The 16,694-nt window shown below is 72.4% G+C and carries 10 protein-coding genes; 5 read left to right on the top strand and 5 right to left on the bottom strand.

Annotated features, from left to right (window positions below; translation table 11 throughout):
* Positions 1-64: 64 nt before the first annotated feature.
* Both SYYSPA8_RS35255 and SYYSPA8_RS35250 read left to right on the top strand, forming a co-directional pair.
* Positions 65-769: a hypothetical protein gene (locus SYYSPA8_RS35255; protein ID WP_323451536.1), complete on the top strand. Its 705-nt coding sequence runs from the start codon at positions 65-67 to the stop codon at positions 767-769.
* A gap of 442 nt (positions 770-1,211) precedes the next feature.
* On the top strand, positions 1,212-2,939 hold the full coding sequence (locus SYYSPA8_RS35250; RefSeq protein WP_323451535.1) for a hypothetical protein: 1,728 nt from the start codon (positions 1,212-1,214) through the stop codon (positions 2,937-2,939).
* A 55-nt stretch (positions 2,940-2,994) separates the two neighbouring features.
* Here the strand turns inward: SYYSPA8_RS35250 and SYYSPA8_RS35245 are convergent, their stop codons facing one another.
* Positions 2,995-5,784, bottom strand: a complete 2,790-nt coding sequence (locus SYYSPA8_RS35245) for a hypothetical protein (RefSeq protein WP_323451534.1) — start codon at positions 5,782-5,784, stop codon at positions 2,995-2,997.
* 298 nt (positions 5,785-6,082) lie between these two features.
* Here SYYSPA8_RS35245 and SYYSPA8_RS35240 point away from each other — a divergent pair, with 298 nt between their 5' ends.
* Positions 6,083-6,817: a hypothetical protein gene (locus SYYSPA8_RS35240; RefSeq protein WP_323451533.1), complete on the top strand. Its 735-nt coding sequence runs from the start codon at positions 6,083-6,085 to the stop codon at positions 6,815-6,817.
* 90 nt (positions 6,818-6,907) lie between these two features.
* Here the strand turns inward: SYYSPA8_RS35240 and SYYSPA8_RS35235 are convergent, their stop codons facing one another.
* Positions 6,908-8,110: a hypothetical protein gene (locus tag SYYSPA8_RS35235; protein ID WP_323451532.1), complete on the bottom strand. Its 1,203-nt coding sequence runs from the start codon at positions 8,108-8,110 to the stop codon at positions 6,908-6,910.
* A 403-nt stretch (positions 8,111-8,513) separates the two neighbouring features.
* On the opposite strand from SYYSPA8_RS35235, the gene SYYSPA8_RS35230 reads away from it, so the two are divergent.
* Together SYYSPA8_RS35230 and SYYSPA8_RS35225 are read left to right on the top strand one after the other, a co-directional pair.
* A complete protein-coding gene (locus tag SYYSPA8_RS35230) occupies positions 8,514-9,287 on the top strand; it encodes a PepSY domain-containing protein (protein ID WP_323451531.1) in 774 nt (257 codons plus the stop codon).
* A gap of 155 nt (positions 9,288-9,442) precedes the next feature.
* Positions 9,443-10,087 carry a dihydrofolate reductase family protein gene (locus tag SYYSPA8_RS35225; RefSeq protein ID WP_323451530.1) on the top strand — a complete coding sequence of 215 codons (645 nt, stop codon included), beginning with the start codon at positions 9,443-9,445 and terminating at the stop codon, positions 10,085-10,087.
* A gap of 53 nt (positions 10,088-10,140) precedes the next feature.
* Here SYYSPA8_RS35225 and SYYSPA8_RS35220 read toward each other — a convergent pair whose 3' ends face one another.
* The 3 genes from SYYSPA8_RS35220 to SYYSPA8_RS35210 all read right to left on the bottom strand — a co-directional run bounded on the left by SYYSPA8_RS35220 (position 10,141) and on the right by SYYSPA8_RS35210 (position 16,331).
* Positions 10,141-10,920 (bottom strand): helix-turn-helix transcriptional regulator, encoded by a 780-nt coding sequence (locus tag SYYSPA8_RS35220; protein WP_323451529.1) that lies wholly within the window; start codon positions 10,918-10,920, stop codon positions 10,141-10,143.
* Between the two features lie 99 nt (positions 10,921-11,019).
* A complete protein-coding gene (locus SYYSPA8_RS35215) occupies positions 11,020-12,741 on the bottom strand; it encodes an amidohydrolase (protein ID WP_323451528.1) in 1,722 nt (573 codons plus the stop codon).
* A 239-nt stretch (positions 12,742-12,980) separates the two neighbouring features.
* Entirely contained in the window at positions 12,981-16,331 is a 3,351-nt protein-coding gene (locus SYYSPA8_RS35210; protein WP_323451527.1) for a S8 family peptidase, read from the bottom strand.
* Positions 16,332-16,694: the final 363 nt, after the last annotated feature.

Genomic DNA, 16,694 nt, shown 5'->3' with positions numbered 1-16,694 from the left:
CCTCCGGGTGCGGGCCCGGCACCACACCCCTCCGGACAGGCCGGTGGAGCAGAGAGCACAGGACATGAACACCGTCCCCTCAGTCACAGCCATCGGTGACATCATCATCAGCGCCCGCCCCTTCCCGGACTACACGACACAGTTCGCCCTGACCACGGACGACCTGCTCGCCGGCCCTGTCCTGGACTGTCCCGGAGGCGCGAGCGACTTCGCGGCCACCGTCCGCGCCCTCGGCGGCACGGCCGTCAGCGCCGACCCCGCCTACCACCAGAGCCCCTCACTCCTCGCCCGCATGGTCGATCGCGACCTCGCCCGGGTCCGCCAGTGGACGGCCTCACAACCGGAACGCTTCCCCCTCGACGAGAGCGGGCAGTGGATCCACGCCCAGCGCTGGAGTGCCGCCGCCACCTCCTTCCTCGACGACTTCCGGCGCGACCGGGCCGAAGGCACCGGGCACTACCGGGCCCTGCCCCTGCCGTCCCTGCCCTTCGCCGACAACACCTTCGCCCTCGCCGTCTCCGGCTTTCTGCTCTTCACCTACCCCGGGCACTTCGACTTCGCCTTCCACCTCGCCGCCCTCGGCGAACTCACCCGTATCGCCACCGAGGTCCGCGTCCACCCGCTCAACGACTCCGCGCAGACCCCCTGCCCCGCCCTGCCCCGACTCCGCCACCACCTCTCCGAAGCCGGAATCGACTCAGAGATCCTCACCGTCCAGGGACAGTCCGACAGCCGGGACAACCTGACACTGAGGCTCACCCGCCGGTGAGCCCCCGCCGGGAACGGCCGGTCGCTGAAAGGTGTGCCCGCAGAGGCCGGGAAAGTACGGCGTGGCCGGTTCCGTGTTTACGTGCAGGCGTCTTGTGCGGTTCCTCCCGGGGCTCCTACGCTGCCGCTCACCTTCACGACCTGGCCGGCCCTTCCGGGGTCCGGCCGGGTCCATCTCCGGTTCAGCGCCTGAACACGCACCGTCTTGCCTGTGTCCTGACCGGACAGGGACCCCTGGGAAGTACGGTGCCGATCTCCGCGCGCCGACGGCCGGCTCATGGCGGCACGCTGGTGACCACCCGACCGCGCCCCGCCGAAACCCGATCATCTGTGCGCCCGTACGCCCGGCGCGGCAGGGGATCCCGGGAAGTGGCCGCGGGCGTCGGCGGCTTGGGTGATACTGGCGGTCCCCTGTCCGCCGTCCCCGTTCCCAGAGCTGACCCATGGCATCCCGGAAGAAGAACCTGTCCCCGCTGCCGGACACGATCTGGTGTTCGGCGGGCAGAAGCGCGGTCGAGCGGTCCGCCGGAGCGGTCGAGCAGCGGCTGGGCGAACTGGCCGCGTCCGGCGCGATCGTGGAGTTCGCCGCGTGCGAGCACCCCGGCGGCCGGGGGGTGGGCCGCGCGTTCGAAGCGCTGTGGCACCCGGGGGAAGGCACGACGGTACGGGCCCGTATGCAGATCGCCTACCCCGGGGAGGATCCGCTGAGCGGGTGGGAGCTGACCGCCGAGGCGTCCCGCCCCTGGGACTGGTCCTGGCCCTCACCGGTGTACATGTTCTGGCCGAAGTCGCGGACGTCGCCGTGGGATCTCGCCGGGTCCCGCGGGTTTCTGCGCTTCCGCGCCGCCAACTCCGTGGACTCGCCCGAGTCGGCGCGCGAGAGCGTCCGTACCGCTCTCGCCGCGGAGGCCGAGATCCATGTGCTCACCGCGGACGACTTCCACGACGACGGGCCGGGCGGGGAGCTGCCGCTGGTGCGGTATCTGCCCGCCGGGTTCACCGGCCGTCTCGTCGAACACCGGGTCGCGCCCTGGGCGCTGCGGACGGTCAACCGGGAGCTGGAGTGCGTCGGGCTGAGGCTGGCGGCCGGCGGCGCGCTGATCGTCCCCCAGCGCCGGCGCCCCTCCCAGCTGGGCGCGGCCGATCTCGTACTCCCCGGCTACCCCGGCCGGCCGGGACGTCCTTCGGCCCTCATCGACGCCGTCACCCGCCATGCCCTCTTCCCCCGTCAGGCACGTCCCGAACTCCATCGCCGTGTCGCGCTGCTGCGGGATCGGTTCACCCTGTCCCCCGGAACGGGATCCGGCGGCGGCCTCCAGGAGGAACTCGCCGCCGCGCTCCGGGCCGGGGAGGACCTCCGCAAGGAGCTGGCGGAGGTGTCGGCCCTGCTGGGCGAGGCGCAGCGGGCGGCGCAGGCGGCCCGGGTGGGTGAGGCCGCGGCTCTTCGGGAGGCGGAGGTGGCGCGGGTCGCCCTTCAGGAGGCGCGGGCCGCGAACGAGGCCGACGGCCTGGGGCAGGCGTTACGGGAGGCGGAGGCCCGCCGGGACGCGGCCGAGGCCGGGGCGGAGGCGGCGGAAGGGCGGCTCGACGAGCAGGCGCGGGAGATCGGGTGGCTCCGGTCCCGCCTCGCCGCCGCGGGCCGGCCCGTGGCTGCCGCGCCGCCGGAGCAGGGGTGTCCCTCTTCCTGGGAGGAGCTGGTGGAGCGGGCCGGGCGGGAGCTGGAGTGCGTCGTTCTCGCGGATACCGTCCGGCAGTCCTCGCCGCAGTGGCGCGGGCACCCGTCGGAGCCGGTCTGGCGCCGCCGGACGTGGGAGGCCCTGTGCGCGCTGGACGCGTATGCCCGGGCCAAGGCCGAGCGCGGCTCCGGGCTGCTGCCGCATCTGAGCGCGTACCTCGCCTGGGAGGAGGCCCCCGTACCGCTGCCGCGCGGGCGGTACTCGGCCAACGAGTCGCAGTACGTGCTGAACACCGCCAGGCTGCGGGAGATGCGGATGCTGCCCGTCCCCCGGGCCGTCCATCCGGCCGGGCGGGTCCTGATGGCGGAGCACATCCGCATCGGCTCCGGCAAGCCGCCCGCCCCGCGTCTGCACTTCCACGACCACACGTCCGGGGACGGACGGATCTATGTAGGGCACATCGGGAATCACCTGCGGAACGCCAGTACCAACTGAGGGACAGGCCGGTGGGGCGGTACGGATCTGCGCGTACCGCCCCAGTGCGTACTCGTCAGGTGGGGGTGTCGCTCCCGTCGGTGCTCTGTTCGGCGATCTGTTCGCGGACGGCGTCGGCCTGGGCGGTGACGGTGGCCTGGACGGGGGCGGGGACGCCCTTGTTCTCGAAGGTGGTGACGAGGGTGTCGAGGACCTGGTTGGCCGCTTCGGTGTCGCCGTCCTTGGCGTGGACGAGGGCGAGGCGGCGCATGGCGGCGTTGAGGGTGATGTTGTCGAGTCCTTCGTCGCCGAGGGAGGCGTCGACGGCGGCCGTGAGCTGGCGGACGCTGTCGGCGATGTCGGGCGGGCGGACGGTGAGGCCGCTGTCGGTGAGGGTCTGGAAGTGGCGGCCGGCGTTGGCGCCGCGCGCCAGGCGGGCGTAGGTGGCCAAGGGGTGGTCGCCGTAACGCTCCACGACTTCCTGGAGGGCGTCGTTGCCGGAGGTGAGCGTGGGCGCGTCGGAGCCGAGGAGGGTGAGGAGGGTGCCCTGTTCGTCGCCGATGAGGAGTTCGCCGACGTGCTGGTCGGTGCGGTCGAGGGGGGCGCGGACGCGGAAGGCGGTCGGCGCGGAGACGGTGCGGGAGCCGTCGGGGGCCTGGTAGGCGGCGGTGACGCGGTAGAGGCCGGGTTCGGCGAAGTACAGGCCGTCGCCGCCGGAGCCGATGTAGGCGCTCTCGTACAGGGCGGGGGTGGTGTGGTCGAGGACGGTGGTGGGGGCGTCGTCGCCGTGGCCGTGGCAGGTGCGGGCGAGGGGGCGGTAGATGCGGGCGTTGCCGTACGGGTCCTGGATCCGCAGGACGACATGGCCGTCGTGCGGGTGCAGCAGGGGGGAGACGGTGACCTGGTCGCGGGTGCCGCTGCGGGTGAGGCGGAGTTCGGCGACGACGGGCTCTCCGTACTCGAAGGCGGTGCGGCCGGTCAGTTCCAGCCGGAGCCCGGATTCGTCGGTCGCGGGCGGTATGAAGAGTCCGGGGTCGGGGACCTGGCTGGCGCCGCCCAGACTCCACCGTGCGTACCCTGGGATGACATAGGGGAGGAAGCCGTGGCGCAGGTGCCGCAGTTCGCTCTCGCTGAATCGGAAGGGGAAGTCGGCCCAGTAGGCGTTCTCGCCGGTGTCGCCGTTCGGCCCCTCGTAGTAGTACGGGTAGTTCATCCAGGACAGGTCGCCGTATCCCCAGCGCGGGCCGAGCGGTGCGGGCGGCCAGGCCGCGTTTTTGTCCCAGGAGTGCATCAGGTTGAAGGCGTGGCCCAGCTCGTGGACATGGGTGTGCAGGTCGACCCGGTTTCCGAGAGCGCCGTCGAGTTGCAGGGCGTCGTTGAAGACGGCGACGCCCTGCCGGGAGGGGCCGATGGTGTCGAACATGATTCCGTAGGTGAGGAATCCGAACCGGGTCTCGGCGTACCGGGTCGCGACGAGGGTCCACAGTTTCCACTGCGGGGAGTCGGCGTGCTGGCTGAAGTTGGCCACCATCGCGGCGTGGAGTTCGGCGGTGGACCAGCGCAGATCGGTGCCGGAGCCGCTGGTGTCCACTGTGTTGCGCACGCCCGCGGCCCGGAGTTCGAGACCGGCTTCGGCGAACGCGGCGGGCACGGTGAGGACCCGGTTGCGGTAGCCGGGCGGGGTCGCGGCCCGGGCGGTGTCGTACGACTCAAAGGCGGCCGTCCCGGTGACGGAGTCCACCTCGTGGTCGATGGTGCGCAGATAGGGGGAGCGGCGGTGGCCGTTGCCGCTGAGGGTCTGGGTCCAGTCGGCGCGGTTGAGGTCCCAGATCGCGGAGGGCAGTGCCCCGCTGAGGGGTTTGCGGTCGATCAGCAGGGAGAGGGTGGTGGCGGGGGTCGACGGGTCGTCGAATTCCACGGTGGCGGCGTCCGCGACGACGGATCCCGGGCTGACCTGCACGGTGGTCGGGGTGCAGCGGAAGGAGTTCTCGTACCTGGAGCCCCCGCCGCCGAGGCTGAAGATGTCGCCGCTGATCATGCGGGAGGTCGTGGGACCCTCCAGATCGACTCGCAGGACGAGCTTGGTCGTGGCGGACCTCCACTCGTACCGGCCGGAGAACGCCTCGCGGGGTACGGCGATGTCCCCGGTCAGCTTCGCGAGGCCCGGAGTGAGCGTGGTGAGCGCGCCCTGCTTCTCCACCCCGGTGGACCAGTTGAGGATCACGCCGTCCGCGCCCTTGATCAGCAGGGAGCGGCGGATGCCGCCAGCGGCGGGCGGCAGGGCGAGGATGTGGTCGAGATCGTGGGTGAAGGCGGTGGGCAGCTTTCCCCATCCGGGCTGTCCGGCGTCGGGGCCCTCGCCGATGGGGACGTTGCGGATGACGCCGGTCTCCGAGTTCAGGGTCAGGACCCGCTCGCCCCGGAAGAAGTACGTCTGCCAGGCGCCGTTCGCGGCCGTCGGCGCCTGGAGGAGGACATCGATACCGGACTGCCATGCGGCGGGCAGCAACTGGCCGAGCGTCGTACCGATGGGCCCGAGCCGCAGATTCCGCCAGGGCCCCGTTTCGTGCACGCGGGTGGTGCCCCAGCGCAGCCAGAGGTAGTTGTCGCCGTAGAAGAGCAGGAGCTGACGGACGCCGTTCTCGTCGGGCGGCTGTAACGCGCCTTCGGTGCAGCTCGTCCAGACGCCTACCAGCGGTGCGAGGGCGCCGCCGTACGCGGCGGTCAGCGCGCCGGAGGAGATCTGGTCGTTCTCGCCGATGACGAGGGCCTTGTCGCCGGAGGCGAAGAGGGCGTTCCACCCGCTCGCCGAGGCATGGGACACCGCGTACGCGTAGGCGGTGGACTTGTACCGGAAGAGCGCCATAGCGCCTCCCCCTTTCGAGAAACATCCCGCCGGAACAACTCCGGCGGGAGCGCCGACAATCTGCCCACCCTTCTGGCAGGAGACTCGCATTGGCGTGAAAGCACCGCGAATCACCGCCGGGGGTTGTCCGCGCCCACCTCGCCGATCAGTGCAAAGCCCGTCGGCAGCGCATTTCCGGGGGATGGCGGAGGCGGTCCGGGGCCTTGGGCTCTGGCGCGAACAGGTCCGCTCCGGGGCCGCCGCTCGTGGAGACGGCGCCGGCCCGGGACGGCCGGGGCCGTGGTGGGAGACTCGACGGATGAACGGCTTCCGCCCGGTGCACCGGGACCCCGCCCCCGCGTTCTACGGACGGCTGCGGGTGCAGACCACCGGCCTCGGCCCTGCCCGCTGGCTCGCCGACCACGGTCCGGCCGAGAAGGACTTCGGGACCGTGGCAGGTATCGCCGTCCCCGGCTTCCCCGCCTACGCGCGGATCCTGCACCCGGCGCAGCTGGACGAGCGGCCGGTCCGCTGGGCGGCGGTGGCCGCCGCGTACGGGCGCCCCCTGGCGCAGGACAGCCGGTGGCACGAGGTCATCGGGGCGGGACAGCACTACCAGAACGCCTCGGAGTACGGCCTGGCCGGCGTCTGGGACGAGCATCCGGCGGAGGGCCCGATCCCGCCGGAACTCGCGCTGGCCCTGATCCCGGTCCTGGCGCGGCACACCCGGACGCCCGACCGCTGCTGGTTCGCCCTGTGGAACGGCTACGGGCGGTGGGACTTCGACGGCGTCCCCAGCTTCGAGACCCCCCATCGTGAGCGCGTCCTGCTCGCCGGGGCGCTCACGGACGCTCCCTCGCCCGCCGCCGGGGACGACGAGGCCTACGCCGAACTGCCGGATCTGTGGTGGCCGCAGGACCGTGCCTGGTGCGTGGGCGGCGATGTGGATCTGGTCAGTACGTACGTCGGGGGATCCCCGGAACTCATCGCCGACGTGCTCGCCGCTCCCGGTCTTGAGGCCCACCCGGCGGCGCCCGGCGACCCCGTGAACTGACCACCGTGCGCGGTGCGGTGCGGTGAGGTGAGGTGCGGTGCCGTACGGTGCGGTACGGGCGCGTGGCCCGTACCGCACCCTTTCCGCAGGTCAGCGCCGTGCCGTCAGCACCAGCTGGGGGCCCGTGAGCTGGCCCTGTCCCTTGAGGCGGTCGCCCAGGACGTCGATGGTGTTCCCGTGGGCGACGACCTTCTGCACATGCACCTTCCTGCCGCCGTGGGTGGCGGGAAGGCCGAGGGACTTCCAGGTCTTCCCGGCGCGGATGAGACCCGGGAAGTGTTCCTCGTCCGTACGGGCGACGAGCACCGGATCGCCCTTGCTCAGCGCCACCGAGGCGAGAGCCGGGGTGTCCTTGGGCAGCGCCGGCCGCGTCCACTTCTTCCCGTCGTAGCGCAGGACGAGCCCCGCCGACGCGCCGTTTCGGGAGCGGGTCTCCCCGACGGCCCACGCGGTGCCGTCGGCGCCGGTGGCGACCGCGAGCAGCCGGGCCTGGACCCTGCCGAGGGAGGGCAGGGCGGCCTTCTTCCAGCGGGTGCCGTCGAAGTGCAGGACCAGCGGCTTCGCCTGCCCGCCGGTGGAGAGGCCGCCGACCGCCACGACGTTCTTCGGGCTCTGCGCCGACACGCTCCTCAGCTCGAAGTCCCCGTCCGGGCCGGTGCCCAGGTCCGGCAGCTTCACCGGCTTCCAGCGCTTGCCGTCCCAGTGCTGGAACTGGGTCCCGATGTCGGTGCCGATCTGTGTCCAGCCGGTGGCCCAGGCGTTCTTGGCGTCCAGGTGCTCGACGGTCAGGAAGCCGGCGGTGCGGGTTCCGTTCGGGACGGGGGCGAGTACGGTCCGCCACCGCTTGCCGTTCCAGTGCTGGGTGACGATCCCGTCGGCGTCGTCGGTCTGGTCGCCGACGACGAGGGCCTGCCGCGCGGACACGGCGTCGATGTCGTTGAACCGGATGTCGGCGGAGGCCGACGCGGGATCGGTGGCCACCTTCTTCCAGCCCGTTCCCGTCCGCTCGTCCCGCTCCCAGAGCGTCGGGGTGAAGCCGGCGAGTGCCCCGCTCGCCGTCCGGTTGACGAGCATGCCCGCCACCCAGGTCTTCCGCGCGTCCGGCCGGGTGGCGCCGAGGCCGACCGTGTCGCCCGTGGCGATCGTCGAGACGTTCCACTTCAGGCCCGCCGCCGGCGCGGGGGGTGCGGGAGCGGCGAGCACCGATGCGGTGGTCGCGGTCATCGCCAGGGTGACGGCCGCGACGAGCGCGGCACGGCTGGTACGGCGTGCCCTTGTGCTGTTGTTCACCATGCGCCTTCCGAATGGGGTCGATTCCGCCGGCGGAACCCGGCGGGGAAGGCGCCCCGGTGAGGTGTACGGTCCGTTCCGCTCCTGCCCGGGGGCGCCTTCACCCGTTCGTTGTCCGCAGCCGTTCGCGGGTTCCCGTGATGTGATCCATGTCACGGCCCGACAGGTCGGTGTCGCCCTGGCGGGCGCGCACCCCTGGCGGCGGGGAGGCAGGGAGGGCAACCCGATCGGGTGGCGCCGTCAGGTGGACCGGTAGGGGTGGGGAGTGGGTGGTTAGGGGTGCTGTATGCCTCTTCAGCGCAGTGGAACCCCGTCCTGGCCGAGCACTTGTCGCCCTGACGCCCCGCCTCCCGGTCCCCCGGAGTCCGTCGCATCCGCCCGGCCGGGCCCTCGGCGGGCCGGTACGGTGCGCTCGTTCCGGGGCCGCGCCGGCGCCGTGGCCTGTGCCGTCGCCCTGTCGATGCCGCTGGTCACCGGCTGCGGGAGCGACACGTCCGTGGTCTCCGCCGCCGACGCCACCCCGACCGTCACGCCGTCCGCCACGCCGACCCCTTCCGCGTCTGCGTCCCTCTCCCGCGAGCGGGCCGAGCGCCAGGCGCTGGTCCGGTCCGCGAAGATCGGCTGGGAGGAGGCGGCGAAGAAGGCCACCGCCGAGGTGCCGCAGAGCGAGCTGGCCGAGCTGGACCTGGAGCGTGCGCCCCGCAGCAGCAGTCCCTCAGGCGGTACGAGCGGCACCGCATCCGCCAGTGCCACCAGCGCCGCCAGTGCTTCCCCGGGCCCTCGTGGCCCGCAGTGGAAGGCGACGGTGGCCCTGCGGGACGGTACCGCCCACATCGTGACGATCGACGCCGTCACCGGGAAGGTGCTGGGGGAACGCCTCGAAGAGGACCAGGACACGGGTGACAAGCAGGAACTCGCCCGGCTGCTCACCGAGGCGACCCAGACACCACAGCAGGCGGCCGAGGCCGCCACGAAGAAGTTCCCGGGCACCGTCACCGGGCTCCAGCTCAGTGAGGACGACAACGCCGGTAGCAGCAGCAGTAGCAGTAGCAGTAGCGGCAACAAACCCGTCGCCGTCTGGGAGGCCGAGGTCGCGAACACCGACGACTGGACCGAGGCGGACATCACCGTCGACGCCGCCTCCGGGAAGGTCCTGGAGGAGCGCATCGACCGGGACTGACACCGTTCCAGGGGATGCGGCGGATGGTGAGGCTTCCACCGGCCCGGACACCCGGATACCCGGACAGGCCAGTGTCCGGATGCCCGGATGCCCGATGAGTTCTTCCGGGCCGGACGGTCTCACCACCGTTGCCACCCCGATCGCAGGAGGAACGCATGACGCAGTTACTGCGGGTCCAGAACTTCAACGTCTCACGTGACGGCATCGGCGCCGGCGAGGACCAGACCCTGGAGAGGCCGTTCGGTCATGTCGATCCCGGGAGGCTCTTCGCCTGGGCCGGCGCCACGGCGAGCTGGCCCATGCGTACCGACCCCGGAGGAAGCCGGGGTCTGGACGACTACTTCACCCGGGACTACAGCCGCAACATCGGCGCCGAGATCATGGGCCGCAACAAGTTCGGGCCCCAGCGCGGACCCTGGCAGGACCATACGTGGCAGGGCTGGTGGGGCGACGAGCCCCCCTTCCACACCCCCGTCTTCGTCCTGACCCATCACCAGCGTCCTTCGTTCACCCTGTCCGACACCACCTTCCACTTCACCGCCGCCGACCCCGCCACGGTCCTGGAGCAGGCCAGGGAAGCGGCCGGGGGCAAGGACGTCCGGCTCGGCGGCGGGGTCACCACCATCCGGCGCTTCCTCGAAGCCGACCTCGTCGACACCCTGCATGTGGTGGTCTCACCGCTGGAACTCGGCACCGGACTACGGCTCTGGGAGTCCCCGGACGAACTCCTCGACCGGTTCCACCTGGATGTCGTGCCCAGCCCGAGCGGGGTGACGCACCACCTGTTCTGGCGCAAGTGACCAGCTCGTGACCAGCCCCCGGGGCACCGGCGCGCCGGTCTCCCGGGGCCGCGTCAGCCGGAAGGCCTGATCCCCCACGCCGCGGCCCGTGCGGCGGCCGCCGCACGATTGGGAAGGCCGAGCTTGGCGAGGATGTGCTCGATGTGGGTCCCCACCGTGCGCGGCGCGATGAACAGCCGCGCGGCGATCTCCCGGTTGGTCCGCCCGGCGGTCAGCTCGGCCAGTACCTGCAACTCCCGCGGCGACAGACCGCCGGGCCGCTCCCCGGCGTGACCCGGATCGGCAGCACACGGGTCAGCGGTACGCGGGGCGACGGCACACGGGTCGACAGCCGCGGCAAGGGCCTCCGTGAGCAGGGTGACCACCGCGCGCGCCGGGTCCGGGGCACACCGCGGCCGGCGCGTACTGACGTTCAACATGCCGACGTACCGGCCGTCCGCGGCGAACAGGCACTGGGCCACACCGTCCTCGATGCCGAGGGGGGACAGCACCTCCTGGAAGCCCGGGGACGCGGCCAGGAGTTGCCCGGGGACCTCCCCGAGCCACAGGCCGCCCCGCACCGGGCCGCGGAGCACGGAGAACACCGGGTCGTGGTGGAGGCGCGACTCGATATAGGCCGTGGCCTCCTCCGGGTAGCTCCCGGCCAGGGTGGTGTGACACCCGCGCACCGGATCCCACCGGGTCAGGGAGGCGTGGTCGTACTCCACCACCCCCGAGAGCGCCAGCAGAACCGGGCCGAGACCGCTCGCGCCGCTCGTGGCGCTCCTCGCGGCCTCCCTGACCCGGACGGCCGCGTCCAGGAGGTCCGCCGTGCTCCGCTCCGCTGCCACCATCCCAGGATGATCGCATGCCCGGAATGCATCGGTCTCGGAGGGTTGCGTGCGTCTCGGAGGTCAGTCCCGGAGGTCAGTCTCGGAGGTCAGTCTCGGAGGTCAGTCTCGGAGGGTGTCGTGCACGACCTGCCCGTCCACGACGGTGAGGACGACAGGCAGCGCCGGGATGTCGTGGGGGTCGGCCGCGAGCAGGTCCCCGTCGAGTACGCAGAGGTCGGCGACCTTGCCCGGCTCCAGGGAGCCCTTCCAGTCGTCGGCGAAGTCCTGCCAGGCCGCGTCGATGGTGTAGGTACGGATCGCCTCGGCCAGGCCGATGCGCTGCCCGGGGCCGCTGACCCGGCCGGCGGCCTTCGACTCGCGCAGCACCATGGTGGCGACGCCCTGGCGCCAGTCCGGGTGGGTGACGGGGGCGTCGGACCCGCTCGCGACCCGTACGCCGGCGTCGATGGCGTCGCGGTAGGGCCAGGCGTACGCGGCCCGGTCGACGCCGACGAAGTCCTCCTCCATGTCGGCGACGGTCCACTTGATGGTGGGGTTCATGTTGACGCCGAAGTCGTGCGCGGCCAGCACCTTCATGCTGTGCGCGGTGAGGAGGTCGCCGTGGATGACGTAGTGGCGGGCGTCGGGCCGCGGGTGTGCGGCCACGGCCGCCGCGAAGGCGTCCGCGACGGTGTCGCAGGCCCGGTCGCCGGTGACGTGGACGCCCAGCTGGTGCCCGGCCGCGTGGGCGTGGCGGACCATGGCGTCGATCTCGGCGACCCGCTCGGCGTCACTCTCGCCACCGACGCACAGGGAGCCGCAGCCGCCGCCGACGTACGGTTCGTGCACCCAGGCCGTCTTGTTGGGGACGATGCCGTCGGCGAAGATCTTGACGCCGTGGATCGCGAGGCGGCGCGGGTCGGCGTCGCCGCGGTCGGCCGGTTCGCCCGGTTCGGTCAGCTCGTCGAGGGTACGGGCGAACTCGTCGGCGGTGCTCGCCATGCCGGTGGGCAGGAGCAGGACGCCGAGGCGGGCGGTCAGCTCGCCGTCGGCCAGCAGCTCGCGGTAGACGTCGAGGGTCTCGGTGCCGAGCGCGCCCCGCATGATGCCGTCGCCGCCGGGGCCGAGCCCGGGTTCGGTGTAGCTGGTGATGCCGAGCCGGGCGAGGGTGGCGAGGGTGGACCTGATCGCGTCGGCCCGCTCCTGCCGGCTCAGGGCCGGCAGCGCGTTCTGGACGAGGGCCTGGGCCCCCTCGTGGAGCAGCCCGGTCGGCTCCCCCGCCGCGTCCGTGACGATGGCCCCGCCGGGCGGGGCGACGGTGTCCCGGTCGATCCCGATGAGTTCCAGCGCCTTGGAGTTGATCCAGGTGGCGTGGCCGGAGAAGGAGTACAGGACGACGGGGTGGTCCGGGCTGACGGCGTCGAGGTCGTGGCGGGAGGGGTGCCGCGACGGGTCGGCGACGCACTCGGCGAGGAAGCCGGTGTCCCAGCCGTGCCCCGTGATCCACTGCCCGGCCGGGACCCGCGCGACGGTCTCCCGTACGGCATCGGCCACGTCCGCGATGCGGGACACCCCGGGGTGGGCGAGGGCGACGGAGAGCGGTGGCGTCGACATGCCGAAGGCGCATCCGTGCAGATGGGAATCGTTGATGCCGGGAAGCAGGGTCGCCCCGCGCAGGTCGACGACGCGGGTGTCGGGACCGATGAGCGGGGCGACGTCGTCGTGCCCGCCGACGGCGCTGATGATCCCGCCGGTGACCGCGAGGGCCGAGGCGACGGAGAACTCCGCGTCGACGGTGACGACCCGCCCGTCGAGAAACACCAGATCCGCATACGTGTCCACAGGAGGTCCTTTCGGGGGGTTCGGGCGGCGCACGGCGGCCGCCCGCGAACGTTCTCCCGAGGACTATGGCCGGGCCCCGCCCTGCCGCACATCGGTCATCCCACCGATACGCGCCCTTCCACGGCCTGTGGCCCGTACCTCGGCGGAGCCTCGGACAGGCGGAACGGCCCGCCGGAACCGAGGTTCCGGCGGGCCGTTCCGAGCACTCAGGTCCCTGCCGGGGCCGGCTCAGTGGTGTGTCACCGGCCGCTGAAGGCGTCGTGGATCGTGACCGTCGACTCGTTGCCCTGCTTGTCGGTGACGACGGCCTTCAGGGAGACCGTCTTGCCCTTCTCCGGCGCGCGTACGGTGATCCTGCCCGCGCTGACCGGGGCCGGCAGCCAGTTCTGCTTGTCGTAGGAGACCTCGACCCGCAGCGTCTTGAGGTTGGTGCCGGCAGCGGCGCCCTGGACCACGACGGGGAAGGTCTGCTTGACGCCCGCCGGAGCGCTGGAGTCCAGCGCGAGCCGCGGCTGGAAGCGGACCGTCGAGACCGGCAGCGCCGCCGGGGCGGTGCCGCTGTGGGCCGAGGTGAAGGTCCACGAGGCGTCGATCCGCGTCCCGGTGCGGTTGTACTTCGGGTTGCGGTGGACCGTGGTCGCCACCGTGTACTCGGCGGACTCCGCCGGCAGCGTGAAGCTCTCCCGGTCGACGGCGCCGTCCTTCTGCGCGTACAGCACACCGTTGCGGTGGACGGTGGTGGTCGCAGCGGAGTAACGGGCGAATCCCTGGTGGCCCGCTCCGTCACTGACCATCGGGAACGCACCGTAGAGGTCGTCGCCCTGGCGGACGAGCCCTTCGTTCGCCTCCATCCGCGGGCCCACCACACCGACGTTGACGTTCTTGGAGTACGTCGTTCCCGGCGTGAGCCGCGGATCGAGGCCGAGCCCGTACTGCACGTCGATGGGCCGGCCGCCGTCGGGGTTCGCCTCGCCCAGCACACTCGCGTAGAAGTACCAGTCGACCCCGTCGCCCGTACTCACGTACAGCTTCTGGGTGCCCGGCGCCGGCTGGGCCGGGTAGTTGTCCACGAAGCCGCCGGCCTCGGGCAGTGAGCCCTCTGCCGTGAGGCCTCCGGCCATTCCGGGCGCGGTGGCGCCGAAACCCACCTTGACCAGGGCCAGGTCCTTGGCCGCGTAGACCTTGTCGTATCCGGTGGCCAGTTCCTGGACCGCACCGCCCGCGAGGGTCTGGTACACGCTGGTGCCCCGCTCCCAGCGGGCCGACCACTGCTGGGTGAGGGAGGCGTCCGCTCCGCGCGAGCCGTGCCGTGCGGTGCGGATGTTCTCGAAGCTCTTCACGTCGAAGCCGTGGGCGAAGCCCGCGTCGGGCGTGCCGATCGTGTAGAACATGCCCCCGCGCGTCTGCCGGGCGGCCGCGTCCGGCACCTTGACCGACACGGGCCGGGTGGTCCGGGCGTCGAGGGTGACGGTGGTGGGGCCGGTCACCGAGAACCGCGGGTTGTGGATCAGATCCAGACCCTTCTGCGGGTTCGCAGGGTCGGCCTGCATGTCGGCCTGGAGGTTGTAGGTGCCGCGCGGCAGCCGGACCGTGGCGGAACCGGACGACAGGTCCGGGAGGAAGTGCAGACCGTCGGCGAGGCCCTGGTAGCCCCGCAGGTCGGCGCCCCAGGAGGCGGCGGGCGCGTCGGCCCGTCCGACGGTGTCGAAGGTGACGTCGTACGACTCGACCTCACGGTCCACGGTGGCCGGGGTGCGCACGGTCTGACCGCCGCCGGAGGCGACGACGGTGACCGAGTACGCGCCGTCGACCGCGCCGCCGAGACGGGTGTCGGCCGTCAGGTCCACCGAGGCGGTGCCGCCCGCCGGGACCGTGATCCGCTGCGCCCCGAGGGTGAAGAACCCGGCCGGCGCGGGCTGTCCGTCGGAGCCGGTGGGTGCCGGCAGCGACAGGTCGAGCGTCACATCGGCGGTGCCGCTGTTCCGGTACGTGACCTGCTTGGTGGTCGGAGTGTCGTCGTTGTGGGGCCACAGCTGGCGGCCCAGGTGGACCGGTCCGCCCTCAGAGAACACCGTCTGGTCGATCGCCCGGTCGACGGCGAGCCGGCCCGCGCCCTGCTCGAAGACCGAGTGGGTGCCGGCCGCGGCCGAGCCGGTCAGGGCCGCCTTGAGCTGTGCGCCCGTCCAGGTGGGGTTCTTCTGCTTGAGGATCGCGGCGGCGCCCGCGACATGCGGAGTCGCCATCGACGTGCCGTCCAGGCTGACGTATCCCGCCGGGTCCTGCCCGGGGGTGCCACTCGCGGCGGCGGCCGTGATCGCCACGCCGGGAGCGCTGATGTCGGGCTTGACCGCGTGGTCCTCCTTGCGGGGGCCGAGCGCGGAGAAGGACGCCAGCTGGTCGTTGTCGTCGACGGCGCCGACGGTCAGGGCCGCCGCGGCGGTCCCCGGCGAGTTGACCGTGCCCGGGCGCGGCATCGGAAGGTTGCCGGCGGCGACGGCGAACAGGACGCCCTTCTCCGCCGAGACCTTGTTGACGTGGGCTTCCAGCGGGTCGATCCCGGGGCGGTCGGGGCTGCCGAGGCTCATGTTGATGATGTCGGCACCCTGGGCCACGGCCCAGTCGATGCCGGCGATGGACTCGGAGTCGCTGCCGTAGCCGCCGTCGTCCAGCACCTTGGCGTTGATCAGCTGTGCTCCGGGGGCCACGCCCTTGAAGCGGCTGTCCTTCGCTCCGGTGCCGGCCGCTGTGGCGGCGACGTGCGTGCCGTGCCCGACGCGGTCCAGGGCGTCCGGGGAGCGGGTGAAGTTGCGTGCCGCGGTGACCCGTCCGGCCAGGTCCGGGTGGGTGTCGTCGATGCCGGTGTCCAGGACGGCGATCTTCACACCGGTGCCGTCGAGCGAGCGGCCCCAGGCCGCCGGGGCGCCTATTCGGCCGGTGGAGCGGTCGAGCGACGCCTTCTGCACCCCGTCCAGCCAGATCTTCGCGATGCCGGAGGTCGTGGCCGCCGAGCCGTCGCGCCGCTGCCGGGTCAGGGCGTCCCACAGCGCGTCCGTGCTGCCGGTGGCGCTGGTGACGGCATCGGCGTCGAGGGACGACAGGGTCCGGCGGACGGTGGTGCCGTCGGAGGCCCGTACCTCGGTACGGGCGGCCCCGGCCGTGGCGCCCCGGTAGCCGACGATCACCTTGAGCCCGCCCCGGTAGGCCTTGCGGCTCTCCGGCTCGGCGAGTCCGGTGATGTCGAACAGCCGCTGGTCGAGGGTGCCGTCGCCGATCAGCCGCCGGGCGTCGCGCGGCATCACATAGGTGCGTCCCTCGTGGACCTGGGTGAAGAAGGGGATGTCCTCCCGGCCCTTGGCCCGCTCGATGCCGGCGACCCGGCCCTTGGAGTCCACGAGGACCCGGTCACCGGTGATCAGGACGACGGTGTGGACGGCCCTGCCACCCGTCCCGGCGGTCTTGGCGCCGGCCGGGGACACCGTGTCCCGGCCGCCGCCCTGTGCCGACACCGGGCTGGTCATGCCCGCCGTCAGGGCTACGGCGGCCGCGGCGGCGACCGTGGCCGCGTACGCCTTCTTTACTGGTTTGCGCAAAACTCCCCCTGCTCAGGAGTGAATGGGGCGGGCGGGGGCCCGGCCCGTGCGGGGGCGTGTTCAGATACGTGTACGCCCCGGAGTCCCGAAGTATGCCGGGGCCGTTCCGACGCACTCAATGATGGTTGTGTAACAGGCATTTGGTTACATTGGAGATTCGTCCGGATCGCGGGTACGGCCGGATTCCTGACACATGTGGACATGCGGACCTGGGGTTTTAGGGCGGAAGGGTGGGGCGGCCGCCCGTCACCGCGTTCCGTTCGCACCGCCGTGAGTACCCGTCAGCACCGTTGGCGACAGGCTCGTCCGCCGCCGCGTCCGGACGCGAGTGGTCCTGCGGCGCGCGCGTGATCCGGCACCGCG

The organism is Streptomyces yaizuensis, assembly GCF_034961445.1.
Classification (GTDB): Bacteria; Actinomycetota; Actinomycetes; order Streptomycetales; family Streptomycetaceae; genus Streptomyces; species Streptomyces yaizuensis.
Note: the sequence above shows the minus strand (reverse complement) of the source record. Positions and strands in the feature narration are given on the sequence as shown.